Origin of the sequence: Corallococcus sp. NCSPR001 (assembly GCF_017309135.1) — a bacterium.
Taxonomy (GTDB): domain Bacteria; phylum Myxococcota; class Myxococcia; order Myxococcales; family Myxococcaceae; genus Corallococcus.
The window spans coordinates 4,600,406-4,617,285 of sequence record NZ_JAFIMS010000002.1 but is presented as its reverse complement, the minus strand read 5'-3'; the positions used below and the strand labels follow the sequence as shown (position 1 = coordinate 4,617,285).

Genomic DNA, 16,880 nt, shown 5'->3' with positions numbered 1-16,880 from the left:
GGCGCGCGGCCGGAAGGTCCGGCCCCGCGTTCAGCGCTTGCGCTTGCCCGGGGCGCTCCGCCCCGCCTTGTTGCCCGCGCCCTTCGAGCCGCCGGCCTTCTTCGGCGCGGACTTCTTCGAGGGCTTCGCCTTCGCGCCAGGGGCCGCCTTGCGGACCTTCTTGGACGCGCCCGCGCGGCCCGGAGCCGCCCCCGTGGAGAGTTGGCCCCGCTGCGCGGCCAGCGCGCGGATCCGGTCGAAGCCCGGGTGCGGTGAAGCGGCCGGGGCGTTGTCATCGGAGTCGAACGAGGGCGGCGTGAAGGCCTCGCGAGAGGGCTTCGCGTGGGAAGCCGCCTCATCGCCCGAACGCTCCGCGTCCCAATCCTCACGGGAGCGCCTCGCCCCGCCCACGGCCTCGTCGCCGAGGCGGTCCGCGCCCTGGGCCTCACGGGAGCGCTTCGTCCCGCGCACGGCCTCGTCGCCCGAACGCTCCGCGCCCTGGGCCTCACGGGAGCCCTTCGCTTCCTGCCCGGCCTCGTCACCGAAGCGGTCCGCGCCGGCAAGGTCGTCGCGGTGCGCCGTGATGGACTCGATGCCCTCATCGGTCGCGGGGAGCGAGGGACGGATGACCTTGCGCTTGCCCTTGGCTGGGGCCGCGGGCTCCGCCTTGGGCGCGGGGGCCTCTTCCGTGCGGGAACGCAGGAAGCGGGCCTTGTCACGCGAGGGCGCGGCCTCTTCGCGGCGCCCTTCCCGGCTGAACCGTCCTCGCGGACGATGCGCGGCCGGCGCTTCTCCCAGGACCTCATCGCCGTATCCGGAGACCGTCGCGGCCTCCACCGTGGCGGCCTCCTCGGGCGTGGGCGGCTCCCACGCCTTCTTCACGCCGAACGGAGTCTCCTCCGCCTCCCCAAGCGACCGCCACTGCGCCGCGTCCGCGGCCTCATCCGCCCCGGCGGGCTTGCGCGACGGCGTGCGGCCCGTCTTCGCGGCCTCGCGCTCACCGCGTCCGGGCCTGCCACCCTTGTGACGGCCCGGCGCCTCGTTCACGTACTCGCGAGGGCGCGCCTGCGGACGTGCGCCGCCGGTCCGCTGGAGCGGTGCCTCGTCCTGGAACTGGAGCGCCTCGAAGTCGATCTTCCTCGCCGTGGTGTTCGCGGACAGCAGCCGCACGCGCAGCTTCTGCCCCACGCGCACGCGCCGGCCATTCGGATACACGAGCGAGTGCGTGCGCTTGTCCAGCTTGGAGCCCGGCCCCAGCGACTCGCCCTTCACCAGGCCCTCGACGTGGACCTCGTCCAGTTCCACGAAGAAGCCGAACTCGGCGATGCCCGCCACCGTCGCGTCGAACTCCTCGCCCACGCGGTCCTTCATCATCAGGGCCGCGTAGAACGCCACCACCTCGCGCTCCACCGTCATGGCCGCGCGCTCGCGCTCCGAGCACTGCTGCGCCATGCCCTCCAGCCGCTCCTCCTCACGGTCCAGCTGCGCATCCGAGGGCTTCTTGCCCTTGCGCGCCCACACCGCCTTCAGGATGCGGTGCACCAGCAGGTCGGGATACCGCCGGATGGGCGACGTGAAGTGCAGGTAGTTCTCCGCCGCCAGGCCGTAGTGGCCCACGCGCGTCGCCGTGTACACGGCCTGCATCATGGAGCGCAGCAGCAGCTGGTTCAGCGCCCGCTGCTCCGGGTGTCCCTCCAGCTGCGTGATGAACGCGTCCAGCTCCTTGGACGAGACGCCGTTCTCCACGTCGAGTTGGAAGCCGTACGCCTCCGCCAGCACCGCGAACGCCGCCAGCTTCTGCGGGTCCGGCTCGCCGTGGAACCGGTACACCGTGGGCAGGCCCTCGTCCTGGAAGTACGTGGCCACCGCCTCGTTGGCGGCCAGCATGCACTCCTCGATGAGCCGGTGGCTGTCCTTGCGCTCGCGCTTCTCCATGCGCAGCGGCACGCCGTCCTCGCCCAGCACCACCTTGTGCTCCGGCACGTCGAAGTCGATGGCGCCTCGCGCCTTGCGCATGCCCATCAGCGCGCGCGCCAGCGCCATCAACTGCTCGAACTGGGGCTTGAGGAAATTGCGGTGCGGCACGTCCTTGCCGTCCAGGACGTCCTGCACCTCGTTGTACGTGCAGCGCGCCACGCTGCGCATCACCGCCGGGTACAGCTCGTGCGAGCGCCGCTGGCCGTGACGGTCGAACGTCATGTCCGCCACCATGCACAGCCGGTCTTCGTCCGGACGCAGCGAGCAGATGCCGTTGGACAGCCGCTCCGGCAGCATGGGCAGCACGCGGTCCGGCAGGTACACCGACGTCGCGCGGTTGAGCGCCTCCGCGTCCAGCGCGGTGCGCTCCTTCACGTAGTGCGACACGTCCGCGATGGCCACCACCAGCCGCCAACCTCCGGCCCGCGGCTCCGCGTAGACGGCGTCGTCGAAGTCGCGCGCGTCCTCGCCGTCGATGGTGATGAGCGGCATCTCGCGCAGGTCGCGGCGGTTTCCCTCCGTGGCCTCCGCTTCCGTCACCTTCACCGCGAACGCGTCCGCCTCGTCCATCACCTCCGGCGGGAACTCGTCGTTGAAGCCATGCGCGAAGGCGGACCCCAGCACCTCCGCGCTCGGGTCACCCGGCCGGCCCAGCGAACCGGCCACTTCACCGAACAGCCCCTGCCCGGGCTCCAGCAGGTCCGCGCCCACGCCCAGCCGGACCTTCACCAGGTCGCCGTCGCGCGCCATCTGCGTCGGCGGCACGCGGATGGGGCCCGGCAGGCTCGTGTCCGTGGTCATCACCAGCGAGTGCCGGCCCTGCGCCACGTACGTGCCCACCGCCAGCTCACGCCGCCGGCTGATGACCCGCACCAGCCGGCCCTCGAAGCGGCCCGGCCGCCCCGCCACCTCCACGAGGACGCGGTCGTTGTCGAGCGCCCGCTGCGCCTCGCCGGGCGGCAGGAAGATGTTCTCGCCCTCGCCCGAGACCGGGTGCACGAAGCCGAAGCCGTCCCGGTGCATGTGGAGGATGCCCTCCACCGCGGGCTGTCCGGACTCCTCGAAGCGGTCGTCCCGGGAGCCGCGCTGGAGCGAGCGCCGGAAGTCACCGCCGCCACGGAAGCCCGGACGCTCGTCGCGGAAGCCGCCCCGGCGCTCCTCCCGCCCGCTGCCCGGCGCGGGGCCCCGCTTCTTGAAGGGCGGAGCGGACGCGTCCCGGCGGGATTCGAAGCCGGCTTCGGGCGCCCGGGGCGTGCGCGGGCCTTCCAGGCGGAAGCGCTTGCCGTCCTTGACGATGACGCCCGCGCGCACCAGTTCGCGCAGGGCGCGCTTGAGGTCGGTCTGCTGTCCGGGGTTCAGCCCCGCGACGCGAAGGAGCTCCTTCACGCCCAGGGGGTGATCGGCGTCGGCGAGCAGCTGTCGGATGTGGTCTTGGGAGAGGCTCACGGTGGGGATGCGGCAAGGCCGCTGAGGGAACGGGTAAGCCCGAAGGGTGCGGGCGGGAACCCCCCGGCCCCCATTCGCCCTCCCTGGGAGACCTTGCGGTCCAGGGAGGGCCCGTGCGCCCAGGCCGTCAGGGCTTGACGGTGACGTTGATCTTGAAGGAGCGCTCCACCACACCCGGCGTGAACGCCTTGGCGAGGAAGAACTCCACTTCGAAGTTGCCGGGGTTGCGAGGCGTGAAGAAGAACTCGCGGGTGGCGGGGCCGCCGGCGGCGCCCGGCTCGAAGTTGGCCTCGCGCAGACCCACGCGCTTGGCCAGCGTCGGCTCGATGGCCCAGGTGGCGCCGGGCTGCTCCTGCAGGCGCACCGTGAGGCCGTGGTTGAGCTTCACGTCCACGGACGTGGGCACCTCGCCCTCGATGTGCACCAGCTCCATCTCGTCGCGGGACACCGAGCGCGCCTCGGACGGACGCGGCTCCACCGTCTCCGCGGTGATACGGCCACCCCAGCCGGACGTCTTGTCCACCACGCCCGTCACCTGGAGCGTCTGCCCCACGTGCTTGCGCAGGCTCTTCACCGCCGCCTTGCCTTCAATGGCGAAGGACACCTGCTGGCGCGTGCCGCCGTTGGACACGACGAGCACGAAGTCCTCGCCCATCATCTCCAGGTTGCCCCGGATGCTGGCGAAGCCCTTGATGCCGGCGCCCATGCCCGCGGCGACGGCCATGGAGACCTCGCCGGGCGACAGGTAGCGCAGCTTCGGCTCCGAATCCGAGGGAGCCGGCGCGACCTCTTCCACTTCCGGCTTCTTGGCGGAGTACTTGCGCACCTCCACCACGCCGCTGTGGTTGGTCGTCTTCTTGATGAGGCCGCTCACGGAGACCTTGTGGTCCACGTACGCGGGCAGCACTTCCTGATCCGGTCCCTGCAGCAGGAACGTGAGCTCGCGCTTGTCGCGGCCCACGACGACCAGGTGGGGCATCTCGCCGCTGAGGATGAGGCGGCCCTTGAGGCTGCCCTCGCCCATCACGCCGCGGCCCTCGCCGGCGGTGAGCAACTGCTCCATCTCACGCTTCGTGAGCGGCTCGCCCACGGGCGGAAGCTTCGTCGCGCGAGGACGCGGCTTCTCCACGGGAGGACCGGCGGGGACGACCGACGGGGTCTTGCCCCCTGCCTTCCCGGCCGCCTTCTTCCCGGCGGCCGCGGGCGCGGTCTTCGCGGGGGGCGCGGCCTTGCCAGCCTTCGCGGGAGGCGTCGTGGGAGCAGGAGGAGCGGCCTTGGCCGCCGCCTTCTTGGCGGCCGCGGGGGCCTTCTCCACCTTCTCCGCCACCGCCTTCTTCGCCGCCGCGACCTTTCCCTTCGCCCCTTCAGCCACCGCCTTGACGACCTTCGTCGCGGCCGTCGCCACCTTCTTCGAGGCGTTCCTGATCAGATCCAGGCGGGCCGCGTTGTCCTTCTTCGCGGCAGGCTTCGCACCGGCTTTTGCAGCGGGAGTCGGCTTCTTCGCCCCGGACTTGGGCTTGGCCATCGACGCTGTCTCCTTGGAAATTTCCCGTGTGCTATCAACGGGTTGGCGGGACGCCCCTGCTGTTGGACGCGAGCCTCGCGATCACGATTGCTTGTAACGATGATCAGCTGGGCTGTCAAACTAACACTTGATTTTCTCACGGACTTTGGGTGGGAAACGTGCATGAGTGACGCCCCCGCATTGCTGCCGGTGGACGAGGCCCGCGCGCGGATCCTCGGGCTGTGCACGCCGCTGGCCACCGAGTGGGTGCCCGGGGACGATGCCCTGGGCCGCGCGCTGGCCGAGGACGTCCCCGCCCGCCGCACCCTGCCCCCCTGGGACAACTCCGCCATGGACGGCTACGCGGTCCAGGCCCGGGACCTGGCGGGCCCCCTGCCCGTGCGCCTCGCGGTGGGCGAGACGGTGTTCGCCGGCAGGCGCGCCACCCGCGAGGTCGTCCCCGGCACCTGCGCGCGGATCATGACCGGAGCCCCCCTGCCCCCGGGCGCGGACGCGGTGGTGATGCGCGAGCGCACCCGCCCCGTCCCCGGCGAACCGGACGCCGTGGAGATCCTGGAGGCCGTGAAGCCGGGGAACTTCATCCGCCCCCGGGGCGAGGACGCGAAGGAGGGCGACCTCCTGCTGCGGCGCGGCACGCCCCTGGGCATCCCGGAGCTGGGGCTCCTGTGGGCGCAGGGCCAGGGCACGGTGCCGGTGCCCCGCCGGCCGCGCGTGGCGGTGCTGTCCACCGGGGACGAGCTGTGCCGCGTGGACGAGCCCCCCGGCGACGGCATCGTGGACATCAACGCCCCCGCCCTGGCCCTGGCGGTGCGGCGCGCGGGCGGCGTGCCCACGCTCCTGGGCATCGCCCGGGACACGCGCGAGGCCGTCCAGGAGGCCCTGGCGCGCACGGAGGGCTTCGACGTGGTGCTCACCAGCGCGGGCGTCTCCGTGGGCGACCACGACTTCGTGAAGGACGCCCTGGAGGCCCTGGGCGTGGAGCAGCGCTTCTGGCGCGTGGCCATCAAGCCCGGCAAGCCGCTGGTGGTGGGCCAGCGGGGCTCCACCCTCTTCATGGGCCTACCCGGCAACCCCACGTCGTCCCTGGTGACCTTCGAGCTCTTCGTGCGCCCCGCCCTGCGCCGGCTGCTGGGGCACCCGGACGTGGAGCCGCCCCGCGTCGCCGGGCGCCTGGAGGGACCGCTCTCCAAGGCCCCGGGGCTTGCCCACTTCGTGCGAGTCACGGCCACCTGGCGGGCGGGCGAGCTGTGGGCGAAACCCCTGGGGACTCAGACATCAGGGGCCCTGCGTTCAGCTGCGGCAGCCACACATTTGCTTCACTTCCCCCGAGAAACCAGCAGTTTGACTGATGGCTCCCATGTGGAGCTGCTCCCCCTCTCGTGGGTCGCTTGAGCAACGCAGTCCACGTCCGCCGCATCCAAACAGGCGGGTTTCACCACACCCATCGGGGTGTCACCTTGACTTGCATCCAGGGGGGCGAGAAGTAACGGCCCCTCACTGGGAGACGACCTACCATGTCCGACACGCGCTCACCCCAGGTCCTGCCGACCCGTAAGCCGACCCAGCACCTGGAGCGGTATTCGGAGGCGGACGTGCCCACGGCCCGCGGGGTGCTGAAGACCATCGTCTTCCGCGACAAGCGGAACGGGAAGGAGCACGTGGCGCTCGTGGTGGGCGAGCCCAAGGGGCTGGAGGGGGTGCCGGTGCGCATCCACTCCGAGTGCCTCACGAGCGAGGTCTTCGGCAGCCTCAAGTGCGACTGCCGCGAGCAGCTGGACCGGGCGCTCGACTTCGTGTCCCAGAACGGGCTGGGCGTGGTGCTCTACCTGCGCCAGGAGGGCCGCGGCATCGGCCTGGGCAACAAGATCAAGGCCTACGCCCTGCAGTCCAAGGGGCTGGACACCTACGAGGCCAACCGCCAGCTGGGCTTCGCGGATGACCTGCGCTCCTACGACATCGCCGCGGAGATGCTGCGGTCGTTGGATGTGCGCTCGGTGGACCTGATCACCAACAACCCGCTGAAGATCGCCGGGCTGGTGGAGGAAGGCGTGGCGGTCCGGCGCCGAATCCCTTCCCGGACCGAGCACAATCCGCATAACGTCGACTATTTGAAGACGAAGCGCGAGCGTACGGGGCACCTGATTGAGCTCTTCGCGGAGGACGACGACACCGAAGCCAAGGCCGGCTGAGCGCCCGGCCCGGCGGAGCACCGCGCGCTTCGAGGTGCGCTTCTGGGGGGTGCGCGGGTCCATCCCCTCGCCAGGCCCGGCGACGAAGCGCTACGGCGGCAACACGCCGTGCGTGGAGGTCCGCTGCGGCGACGAGTTGCTCATCTTCGACCTGGGCTCCGGAGCGCGAGGCCTGGGGGATGCGCTGGTGGCGACGCGCAAGCCCGTCAAGGCGTCCATCTTCATCTCGCACTACCACTACGACCACCTGCAGGGGCTGCCGTTCTTCTCGCCGATGTTCTCTCCGGCGAACGACGTGACGCTGTACGGGTCGCCTCGGGACGGCAAATCGCTCAAGCAGATATTGGCCGGGCAGATGGTGCACCCCTACTTCCCGGTGACGGCGGAGGAGGTGTTCCGCACGCGCCTGGCGTACCGGGACGTGGTGGTGGGCGAGGACATCCCGGTGGGCAAGGCCACCGTTCGCACGCTGGAGCTGAACCACCCCGGCGGCAACGTGGGCTACCGGGTGGACTTCGGCGGGCGCTCGCTGGTGTACGCGACGGACGTGGAGCACGGCACCGACCTGGACGCGAAGCTGTTCGACTTCGCGCGGGGCGCGGACGCGCTCATCTACGACTCCATGTACACGGAGGACGAGTACCGTGGCCGCAACGGGCCGGCCCGCACGGGCTGGGGCCACTCGACGTGGGAAGCGGCGGTGCGCGCGGCGGACGCCAGTGAAGTGAAGCAACTGGTGCTCTTCCACCACGACCCGGGCCGCGACGACGCGGGCATGGACAAGCTGCTGCGCGAGGTGCGCAAGCACCGCAAGGCCACCATCGCCGCCAAGGAGGCGATGGTCATCCAGCTGTAGTGGCTGTCACGGCCCGGGCGTCTTGAGCGCCCGGGTCACCGTCTCGCGCAGGCCCCGGAAGGGCAGCCGCGCGAGCGCCGTGGGCACGTCCACCCACTCGAAGGCGTCGTGCTCCGGGCCCAGGCGCACCTGGGTGTCCGGCGCGGCGTGCACCGCGAAGGCGTGCTCCTCCACCAGCTTCGGCGGCAGCGCGTCCCCCAGCGCGAAGGCGTGGCGGTAGGCCAGGTCCACCACGGGAAGCGTGAGGCCCGTCTCCTCGGCCACCTCGCGGCGGGCGGCGTCCACGGGGGATTCGCCCGGCTCCAGGCGCCCCGTCACCGTCTGCCAGAAGCCACCGCGCTCCGGCGTCCGGCGCAAGAGCAGCACGCGCGCTTCGGGCCCCCGGCCGTGCATCACGGCGACGCTCACCGTGCGCAGGTCCACGGTGCCGTCCACGCGCTGGGCGTCGAACACGTGCGTGAACTCGCGCGCGAGCACCTCCTCCACGTCCGGGACGGACACGGGGTGGCCCAGCTCGCGCTGCATGGACGTGACGCCGGCTTCGCGGATGCCGCACGGGACGATGAGCTGGAAGTGCTCCAGGTTCGTGTTCACGTTGAGCGCGAAGCCGTGCGTGGTGAGCCAGCGCGACAGGTGCACGCCAATGGCGCCAATCTTCCGCGCGTCCGGCGAGCCCTCCTGCCCCAGCCACACGCCCGGCCACTTGGGGATGGCGCCCGCGGTGAGGCCGAAGGCCGCGAGCGTCTGGATGAGTCCTCGCTCCACGTCGCGCACGTAGCGGCGCACGTCGCGGCGCTCCGGCGGCAGCAGGAGGATGGGGTAGCCCACCACCTGCCCGGGGCCGTGGTAGGTGACGTCGCCGCCGCGGTTGGTGTCGAACACCTCCACGCCCTCTTCCAGGAGGCGCGCGTCCGTGGCGGTGATGTTCTCGCGCTTCGCGGCGCGGCCCAGCGTGAGGACGGGCGGGTGCTCCAGCAGCAGCAGCGCGTCCCCGATGCGCTCCTGGAGGCGGGCCTCGCCGAACAGGTGCATCAGCTTCAGTCCGTCCTCGTACTCCACCCGGCCCAGGCGGAAGACGGTGAGCGTGTTCATGGTGATCCCTTTCGCCCCCCTCGTGGGTTCTGGGATGGCGCGGCGGGCGTCTGGGCCGCTTCCAGGCTCCAGCTGCCCGCGTAGACGCGAGACAGCAGCGCCTGGAGCTCATGCCCCGCGCGTGGGGAGCGGACCGCTTCGGCGGCGAACGCTCCCAGGACTTCTTCGGACAACGTCACCGCCGGCTGGCGCAGGGCCAGGGTGCGGCGGGCCACTTCGACCAGCTCCGGCACCGTGGGGCGGCGCACCGGGAGCAGCACCTGCACGCGCTCCAACAGCGACACCGGCACGGTGCCCTGCACGGCTTCGATCATGCCCGCGGTGGTGGGGACGGGCAGGCTGCCGCCCTCCCCTCGCACCCACAGGCCCAGCGATGACACGGCCCCGCGAGCGCTCATCACCACCGCGCGCGCCGGACGGCTCCCGAGGAACGCGGTCAGCGAGGCCTGGGCGCGGGGCTCCAGGCGGTCCACGTCCTCCACGAGGAGCGGCTCCGTGCCGGGCGTGGACTCCAGCGCGTCCACGGACGTGAGCACGCCCTGGCCGCGCCGCTGGAGCGACTGGAAGAAGAGGCTCTTGCCGCAGCCCTCCGGGCCCACCAGGAGCAGGCAGCGCGCGCCCGCCTGGAGCGTGCGCTCCAGCAGGGTCTTCACCTCGTCGTGGCCCACCATCTCCACGGCCCCGGCGCGCGGCTCCTCCACCACGGGCTTGCGCACGGGGGACGGAGCGACGACGTCGCCCAGCAGGCCCTGGGATTCACCCAGGCAACCCTTGCAGATGAACGCGCCGGCCGGGCCCGCCACCAGGTCGCCGACCTCGCCCCGGGGGCGGCAGCAGAACGAGCACCAGGCGTCCAGGGCCGGATCCGCGCGAGTGGGCCCCCTCTCGATGATGCGCTTCTCGCGCCGGCGGCCCCGCGCGGGCTCGGCGTGCACGGGCGAGGTGTCCTCGTCCGGTGGCCGCAGGAGCCCTCCGGGAACGACGGTGTCCCCGGCTCCCGAGGCGCGCAGCAGACCGGTCGCCGGGTCGAGCTCGTCCTCTTCCGGCGGCATGAGCAGTCCGCCCGGGACGACGACGTCGCCGTCATTCGAGGCGCGCGGCGGATCGTCGGAAGCGGGCGTCTCCCTGTCCGCGGGTGGACCGTCGGCGTCGATAGCGGCAGTCCCTTCTGGGTCCGTGGCTGGGCTCGCGGAGGCGGGGCCGTCATGCGGAGTCACGGCTTCGGCTGGAGGCGGCGCGCCGATGGCGGCGATCCTTCCCGCGAGCTTGGGCAGGCCGGGCTCGGTGGGCAGCGCCGCGCCGCCAGTCACCGTGGGCTCCTCCAGCGTGTGCACCACGGCGTCCACCTTGTCGTTGAACGCGTCGGAGACAGCGTCGCCCCAGCTCACCGCGCGGAAGGCCGCCGCGTCCTTGTTGCCCGTCATCGCCGCGGTGAAGGCGGGGCTCACGTCCGGGGCGCGGGCCTTCAACTGGCGCGCCTGCCGCAACAACTGCGAGGCGCGCGAGGTGTGCCCGGACTTCTGGTACAGCGCGGCGGCCTGCTCCAGGCACTCCGCCGCTCGCGCGCGGTCCCCCTGGAGCTCGGCGGTCTGCGCGGCGCGGATCAACTCACGGGGATTGTCGGCCATCGCGGATGCCCGCCTTCAACGTTGCAGTTCCGGAGGTCCCCCGCTTCCCGGCCGCCCCCCGGAGCAGGAGCGGTCGGGAGTGCCCCACGACGCGTGCCCTCACGCCATCGCGAGGAACAACAGGTCCGGCGCTTCCAGGTACTTGATGATCTCGTACACGAAGCTGGCCGCGACATCGCCGTCGATGACGCGGTGGTCGCAGGACAGCGACAGGTTCATCATGTCCCGGACCACGACCTGGTCGTTCTTCACCGCCGGGCGCTTCTTCAGCTTGTGAACGCCCAGGATGCCCACCTCCGGGTGGTTCAGGATGGGCGTGGCGAACAGGCCGCCGCTCTGCCCCAGCGAAGTAATCGTGAAGGTGCCGCCCGTCAGCTCCTCCATCTTCAGCTTGCGGTCGCGCGCCGCGACGCTGAGGCGGGAGATCTCCTTCGCCAGCTCGCCCAGCGTGAGCTGGTCCGCGTTGCGCACCACCGCCACCGTGAGGCCGTCCGGCGTGGCCACCGCGATGCCGATGTTGTACTCGCCGCGCACCACCAGTTCCTGCGTCGACTCGTCGAAGTTCGCGTTGAGGTGCGGGAACTTCTTCATCGCGGCGATGGTCGCCTTCACGATGAACGGCAGGTAGGTCAGCTTCGTGCCGTCACCGGCCGCCGCCAGCTGGCTGTTGAGCCGCGTGCGCAGCGCGACCAGGTCCGTGGCGTCCACCTCCTCCACGAACGCGAAGTGCGGCATCGTGAACTTCGAGCGCACCATCTTCTCGGCGATCTTCTTGCGCAGACCGCGCAGCGCGATGCGCTCGTCGCCCTTGCCGGAAGCCACCGGCGGCGCCGCCGGACGCGCGGCCTGGGGCGCGGAGGATGCGACCTCGTTCTTCTTCGGGGCGCCGTTGCCACCCTCCAGCGCCGCCACCACGTCCGCCTTCGTCACGCGGCCCTGCGGACCCGTGCCGGAGATCTCCGCCAGGTCCAGGCCGTGCTCGCGCGCCATGCGGCGCGTGACCGGCGTGGCCAGGACCTTGGTGGCCGAGGCAGAGGCCGGAGCCGCAGCCGCCTGCGCGGGGCTCGAAGCCGGAGCTCCGTGGGCCTGCGCCGCGGGAGCGCTCCCCTCCATCTCCAGCGTCACCAGCAACTGGTGCACCTTCGCCATGTCGCCTTCACGCCCGTGCGTCTTCACGACGCGGCCGGCGTGGGGGGTGGGCACCGTGACGGTGGCCTTGTCCGTCATCACCTCGCAGAGCACCTGGTCTTCCTTCACCAGGTCGCCCTCCTTGACGTGCCACTTGACGAGCTCGCCCTCCGCCACGCCTTCGCCGAGATCCGGGAGCTTGAATTCGAAAGTCGCCATGAGGGGGAGTGTCTCTCTCTGGGTTGGGGAAGGGGTGCGTCCGGTCAGCCGAGTCGCTCGACGCGCTCGCGCTCCATCAGGCCCTTCATGAAGAATTCGGCGGCGCGGTAGCTGGAGCGAACCAGCGGCCCGGAGGCCACGTAGAGGAATCCGAAGGACTCCGCCAGCGCCTTGTACGCTTCGAACTGCGCGGGCGTCACGAAGCGCTCCACGCGCAGGTGGTACTGCGACGGCTGCAGGTACTGGCCCAGCGTGAGCACGTCCACGCCCACATCGCGCAGGTCCTTGAACGTGCGCTCCAGCTCCTCGTCCGTCTCGCCCAGGCCCACCATCACGGACGTCTTGGTGTAGACCTTCTCCGGGCGGTTCTTCAGGTACTCCAGCACGCGCAGGGACTGGCGGTACGTGGCGCGGCGGTCGCGCACCGTGGGCGTCAGCCGCTCCACCGTCTCCACGTTGTGCGCCACCACGTGCGGCTTCGCCTGCGCCACCGTGGCCAGGTCCTCTTCCTTCCCCTTGAAGTCGGGGATGAGGACCTCCACGAGCGTGCGCGGGCTCTCCTTGCGCAGCTCCCGGATGGCGGACGCGAAGTGGCCGGCGCCTCCGTCCGGACGGTCGTCGCGGTTCACCGACGTGACGACGATGTACTCCAGGTTCATCTCCTTCACCGCCTGCGCCAGATGGATGGGCTCCATCGGGTCCAGCGGCGGAGGCGCCCCCACCTTCACGTGGCAGAAGCGGCAGGCGCGCGTGCACACCTCGCCCATCAGCATCACCGTGGCGGTGCCACCGCCCCAGCACTCGGCGATGTTCGGGCAGCGGGCCTCTTCGCACACCGTGGACAGGCCCACCCGCTTCACGATGGCCTTCACCCGCTCATAGCCCTCGCCATGCGGCAGGCGCACCTTCAACCACTCAGGCTTCCGGGTGCTGTCAGGGACCTGTGGGAGGGGGAATCGGTCGGGAGTCGCCATGGGTCGCGGGCCTTCTAGAGGGTGGGTGAAAGCAGGGTCAAGCGTGAAGCCCTAACGCCTCGCGTTAGCGCGGGCCAACCCCGAGGACAACTTCCGGGAGGTGTAACGCGGTGGACAGGGCGCGGCCACGCGCGGGGGGCATGCCCATCCTCCAGCGCATGGCGGCCATCCACCTGGGAACGAGCGGCTACGTCTACAAGCACTGGAAGGGGCTCTTCTATCCGGACGGGCTGCCGGTCCGCCGCTGGCTCCCCTACTACGCGCGCGTGTTCTCCACCGTGGAGCTCAACGCCACGTTCTACCGCCTGCCCACGGAGGCGGCCGTGGACGGCTGGCGGGAGCAGGTGCCGCGCGGGTTCCGCTTCGCGTGCAAGGGCAGCCGCTTCCTCACGCACCTGAAGCGCCTCAAGGAGGTCGGCGAGGGCGTGGCGCTCTTCCACTCGCGGGTCCTCCGCCTGGGCAGCCGGCTGGGGCCCGTCCTGTGGCAGCTGCCGCCGAACATGACGAAGCCGGACCCCGAGCGGCTGGAGCGCTTCCTCGCCCACCTGCCGGGCGGCGTCCAGCACGTCTTCGAGTTCCGGCACTCGGCCTGGTACCACCCGGAGGTGTTCGCGCTGCTGGACGCGTATGGCGCGGCGGTGTGCGAGCACGACCTCGTGGACGTGCCGGTCCCCCGCCCCACCGGCGGCTTCCGCTACCTGCGCTTCCACGGCGCTCAGGGGCGCTACGAGGGCCGCTATGGACGCCGCGCGCTCCGGCGGGTGGCGGACGATTTGAAGGCCTGGCGCGACGCGGGCCGGACGGCGTGGGTGTTCTTCAACAACGACCTGCGGGGGCACGCGCTGATGGACGCGTTCGACCTGGCGGACCTGCTGGGGGAACCCCTGCACCGTCAAGACGGCGGCGCCCGGCCCTCCCCATGAGGACCGGACGCCGCCGGGACCGCGTGCCCGGGGGGATTACTGACCGAGCACCTGCACCTCGATGCGGCGGTTCTGCACGCGGCCCTCGGGAGTGTCGTTGGAGGCGATGGGATTCGCGTCACCCTCGCCGCTGACCTCGATGCGGTCCTGCGGGATGCCCCGGCGCACGAGCGCCCGGCGCACGCTCTCCGCGCGGCTCTCCGACAGCTGGCGGTTGGTGTCCGCGTTGCCGGTGGAGTCGGTGAAGCCGTTGATGCGCACGCGCGTATCGGACTTCTCCTGCAGCACGTCCCCCAGCTCGCCCACCATGCGCTGGCTGCTCTTGGTGAGCTGCGACGAGCCCGTCTTGAACTCCACGCCCTCCAGCACGAAGCCCTGCTCCGCGCTCGGGCCGTTGATGGCCTCACGCAGGCTGTTGGGGTCGCTCACGCGCATCTTCTCCTGGCCCGAGCCGCCGGTGCCCTCGGTCTGCTGCTCCTGGGTCTCCGCCGCGCCCGCGGTCTCCTTCTCCACGTCGCCGCCGGAGCCGCCCGTGCCCGCGTCCGCCGCCATGTTGGCGCCCTCGCTCGGCTGCGTGCCGGAGCCGCCGGTGCCCTCGTTCCCCACCGTGCCGGATCCGCCCGTCGCGGGCGGGGTCGGCTGCGTGGCCTGCGGCTGGGTCGGGGGCGGGGGCGTCGTGGGCCTCGCGGGCTGGGGGGTCTGCGCGACGCGGTCCTGCGGAGGAGGCGTCGTGGTGCGGGTCACCTGCGGCGCCCGCGCGGACTCGTGCCTGCGTCCGCGCAGGGCACCCCACGCGAGCGCGACCAGGGCGAGCAGGGCCAGCGGCACCGCCCAGCCGGCGATGCTCTTCTTCTTCTCTGGCGGACGGTTGTACGTCGTCCGGGGCGTCGTCTCGCGCACGGTGTGGGCCTCGCGCACGGGGGCGGTCTCACGGACCTGGGTCACGGTCTCGCGGTGGGGTTCGATGACCTCCGCGACCGCGTGGCGCGCACCGCCGAAGCCCAGGATGCCGCCCAGGCCCGCGGGCAGCGCGGCGGCGATGTTGTTGCGCTGGCCGTTGAGCAGTTGCATCAGCCCGGAGGAGCCCATGCGCTGATCACGCACCTGCTTGCCCAGGACGCCCATCAGCATGGGGGCGGCCAGGGACAACAGCCGCGTCGCCGAGCCGGCGTTGCGCATCCCCCCGAAGCGCGCGAGCCCCTCGGTGACGCCGCCCAGCTTGTTGCCGAAGATTCCGCTCAGCATCCCCTTCCCGCTCTCCTCCTCGTCGAGGAGCCCCTCGCCGACGCCGCCCGTGCGCGGGGGCGCGTCGGGTCCGGTGTAGCCGCTCTCGTTGAGCTTCGTCAGCAGGCGGTGGGCACCGGCCTCGTTTCCGCCCTGGTCCGCGACGCCCGCGGCCACGGCGGCGATGGCGCCCGGCAGCGCCTTGGTGGTGGCCTGCGGATCCTCGCCGAGCGAACCGCTGATCTTCTGGAGCAATCCCTTCTGCATGAACTGTGAGCCGACTGCTTCGATCAGATTGAACGCCATGTGATGCCTCCCGGTTGGGTCCCGCACCGGGATGGCCGGTGCGCGAAGCCACCTCCCCACCGGACCGCGCGGGGCTGAGGGCTCTGGTGCAATCGATACGGAGCACGACGGCTGCTGGTAAGCCCTCGCGGAGAGGCCTGGGGAGAGCCCCTGGAGGGTCGTCACCTTCGCGGACGACTGCGAACGAGAGGCCATCTCGGCCCCCGGGTTCACTTGCTCTGGGGCTTCTCCAGGAGGGCGCGCGGGAAGTAGTGCGCGAGCACCTGCTCCGCGGTCCAGCCCTGCCGTGCGAGCAGGGCCGCGCCGGCCTGGCAGAGTCCGACGCCGTGGCCGTGGCCCTGCCCTTCGAGGAGTGCCTGGTCACCGCCAAGCGTCATCGAGAACCGCGCGCTGCGGATCCGATCCCAACCCGCCCGCGCCCCGAGCGCGCGGAAGAACGCGTCACCCCGGCCTTCGCGTCCCGAAGCGCGGTCCACGATGCGGACCACCGCGCCGCTAGAGTCGCGGTCCAGCAGCAGATCCTCCGCCTGCGCGGGGCCACCGACCGCGGCCGAAGCGGCGGCCGTCACCAGCGCGCGAGGCACGACAGCGCGCCACGGCGACGCGGGACACCGGTCCGGCACGGCGGCGGCGCCGGTGAGGTCCGGGGCACCGAACACGGCCACGGGCTCGGCCGTATGTCCGCCGCAGCTTGCGTGAAACGGAGCCAGGGCCACGGCGCCGCTGGGAAGGCGCAGCACGACGCCTTCCGTCAAGCGGGCGGCATCGCGGGCGCGGCGCAGGTGGCGGGCGAAGCCTTCTCCGCGAAGGACCTGGCAGTGGGTGAGATCGCACGCCCGGGCCTCATCGTGCCGCTTGCCAGAAGCGAGCACGTAGCTGCGCGCGGTGATGGCCTGTGCACGAAGCGCCTCGAAAGGGGTGTCGACCTCGGTCTCGCTCGCGGTGACGGCGGCGACGTAGGTCTCCAGCGCGAAGGTGGCGACGACGATCAGCTCACCGTCCTGGGCCTCCAGCGAAAGCGAGGACTCGTAGCGCCGATCCAGGCCACGGCCCCGCACATGCCAACGGCCAGCGTCGAGCCGCAGCGCATGAGGCTGGGGCCTGCCATCGACAACGAGCGTGTTCCCCGAAGCCACGACCTCCAGTGAGCGCGGACCGTCCAGCCGCAACCGTGCGGGCCGGTGCTTGGACAGGATGCGCACGTCGACCTGCGCATCGGCCACGGGCTGACGCGCGCGGGAGACCGACGCGGAGGATGCGCTCGCATCGGCCAGTGAACCGGCGGCTGGCGACGATCTCGCGGGCCGTGAAGCAGAGTGGGCTTGTGCATCGGCCGCCGGTAACACGGCGCCCGTGCTCTCGACGTCAGGCGCCGTGCCCGCCACCAGCGCGGCGATGAGCACGGCCACGCCCG

The 16,880-nt window shown here is 71.7% G+C and carries 12 protein-coding genes; 4 read left to right on the top strand and 8 right to left on the bottom strand.

What is annotated here, in order from left to right; translation table 11 throughout:
* Positions 1–30 precede the first annotated feature (30 nt).
* Together rnr and JYJ93_RS20870 are read right to left on the bottom strand one after the other, a co-directional pair.
* Positions 31–3,402, bottom strand: coding sequence for a ribonuclease R (gene rnr / locus JYJ93_RS20875; RefSeq protein WP_206793896.1), 3,372 nt, complete (start codon positions 3,400–3,402; stop codon positions 31–33).
* 127 nt (positions 3,403–3,529) lie between these two features.
* Positions 3,530–4,927 carry a protease inhibitor I42 family protein gene (locus JYJ93_RS20870; protein ID WP_206793894.1) on the bottom strand — a complete coding sequence of 466 codons (1,398 nt, stop codon included), beginning with the start codon at positions 4,925–4,927 and terminating at the stop codon, positions 3,530–3,532.
* A 162-nt stretch (positions 4,928–5,089) separates the two neighbouring features.
* Here JYJ93_RS20870 and glp point away from each other — a divergent pair, with 162 nt between their 5' ends.
* The 3 genes from glp (at position 5,090) to JYJ93_RS20855 (ending at position 7,972) form a co-directional block, all read left to right on the top strand.
* Positions 5,090–6,319: a gephyrin-like molybdotransferase Glp gene (gene glp, locus JYJ93_RS20865; RefSeq protein WP_206793892.1), complete on the top strand. Its 1,230-nt coding sequence runs from the start codon at positions 5,090–5,092 to the stop codon at positions 6,317–6,319.
* 122 nt (positions 6,320–6,441) lie between these two features.
* The gene (gene ribA, locus JYJ93_RS20860) at positions 6,442–7,116 is read left to right on the top strand and encodes a GTP cyclohydrolase II (protein WP_120551886.1); all 675 of its coding nucleotides are present in this window, start codon (positions 6,442–6,444) and stop codon (positions 7,114–7,116) included.
* A gap of 34 nt (positions 7,117–7,150) precedes the next feature.
* A complete protein-coding gene (locus JYJ93_RS20855; protein ID WP_121779227.1) occupies positions 7,151–7,972 on the top strand; it encodes an MBL fold metallo-hydrolase in 822 nt (273 codons plus the stop codon).
* Between the two features lie 6 nt (positions 7,973–7,978).
* Here the strand turns inward: JYJ93_RS20855 and lipB are convergent, their stop codons facing one another.
* From lipB to lipA, 4 genes are all read right to left on the bottom strand, one after another.
* Entirely contained in the window at positions 7,979–9,064 is a 1,086-nt protein-coding gene (gene lipB, locus JYJ93_RS20850; RefSeq protein ID WP_206793890.1) for a lipoyl(octanoyl) transferase LipB, read from the bottom strand.
* Positions 9,061–10,692 (bottom strand): ClpX C4-type zinc finger protein, encoded by a 1,632-nt coding sequence (locus tag JYJ93_RS20845; protein WP_206793888.1) that lies wholly within the window; start codon positions 10,690–10,692, stop codon positions 9,061–9,063. The genes lipB and JYJ93_RS20845 overlap by 4 nt, the downstream gene beginning before the upstream one ends.
* Positions 10,693–10,791: 99 nt before the next feature.
* Positions 10,792–12,039 carry a dihydrolipoamide acetyltransferase family protein gene (locus JYJ93_RS20840; RefSeq protein ID WP_206793886.1) on the bottom strand — a complete coding sequence of 416 codons (1,248 nt, stop codon included), beginning with the start codon at positions 12,037–12,039 and terminating at the stop codon, positions 10,792–10,794.
* 44 nt (positions 12,040–12,083) lie between these two features.
* The gene (gene lipA / locus JYJ93_RS20835) at positions 12,084–13,013 is read right to left on the bottom strand and encodes a lipoyl synthase (protein WP_206793885.1); all 930 of its coding nucleotides are present in this window, start codon (positions 13,011–13,013) and stop codon (positions 12,084–12,086) included.
* Positions 13,014–13,153: 140 nt separating this feature from the next.
* On the opposite strand from lipA, the gene JYJ93_RS20830 reads away from it, so the two are divergent.
* Positions 13,154–13,936: a DUF72 domain-containing protein gene (locus tag JYJ93_RS20830; protein WP_242543878.1), complete on the top strand. Its 783-nt coding sequence runs from the start codon at positions 13,154–13,156 to the stop codon at positions 13,934–13,936.
* Between the two features lie 36 nt (positions 13,937–13,972).
* On the opposite strand, the gene JYJ93_RS20825 is transcribed toward JYJ93_RS20830, so the two are convergent.
* Both JYJ93_RS20825 and JYJ93_RS20820 read right to left on the bottom strand, forming a co-directional pair.
* Entirely contained in the window at positions 13,973–15,466 is a 1,494-nt protein-coding gene (locus JYJ93_RS20825) for an OmpA family protein (RefSeq protein WP_206793883.1), read from the bottom strand.
* Positions 15,467–15,675: 209 nt separating this feature from the next.
* Entirely contained in the window at positions 15,676–16,875 is a 1,200-nt protein-coding gene (locus JYJ93_RS20820) for a SpoIID/LytB domain-containing protein (RefSeq protein ID WP_206793881.1), read from the bottom strand.
* Between the last annotated feature and the right edge of the window lie 5 nt (positions 16,876–16,880).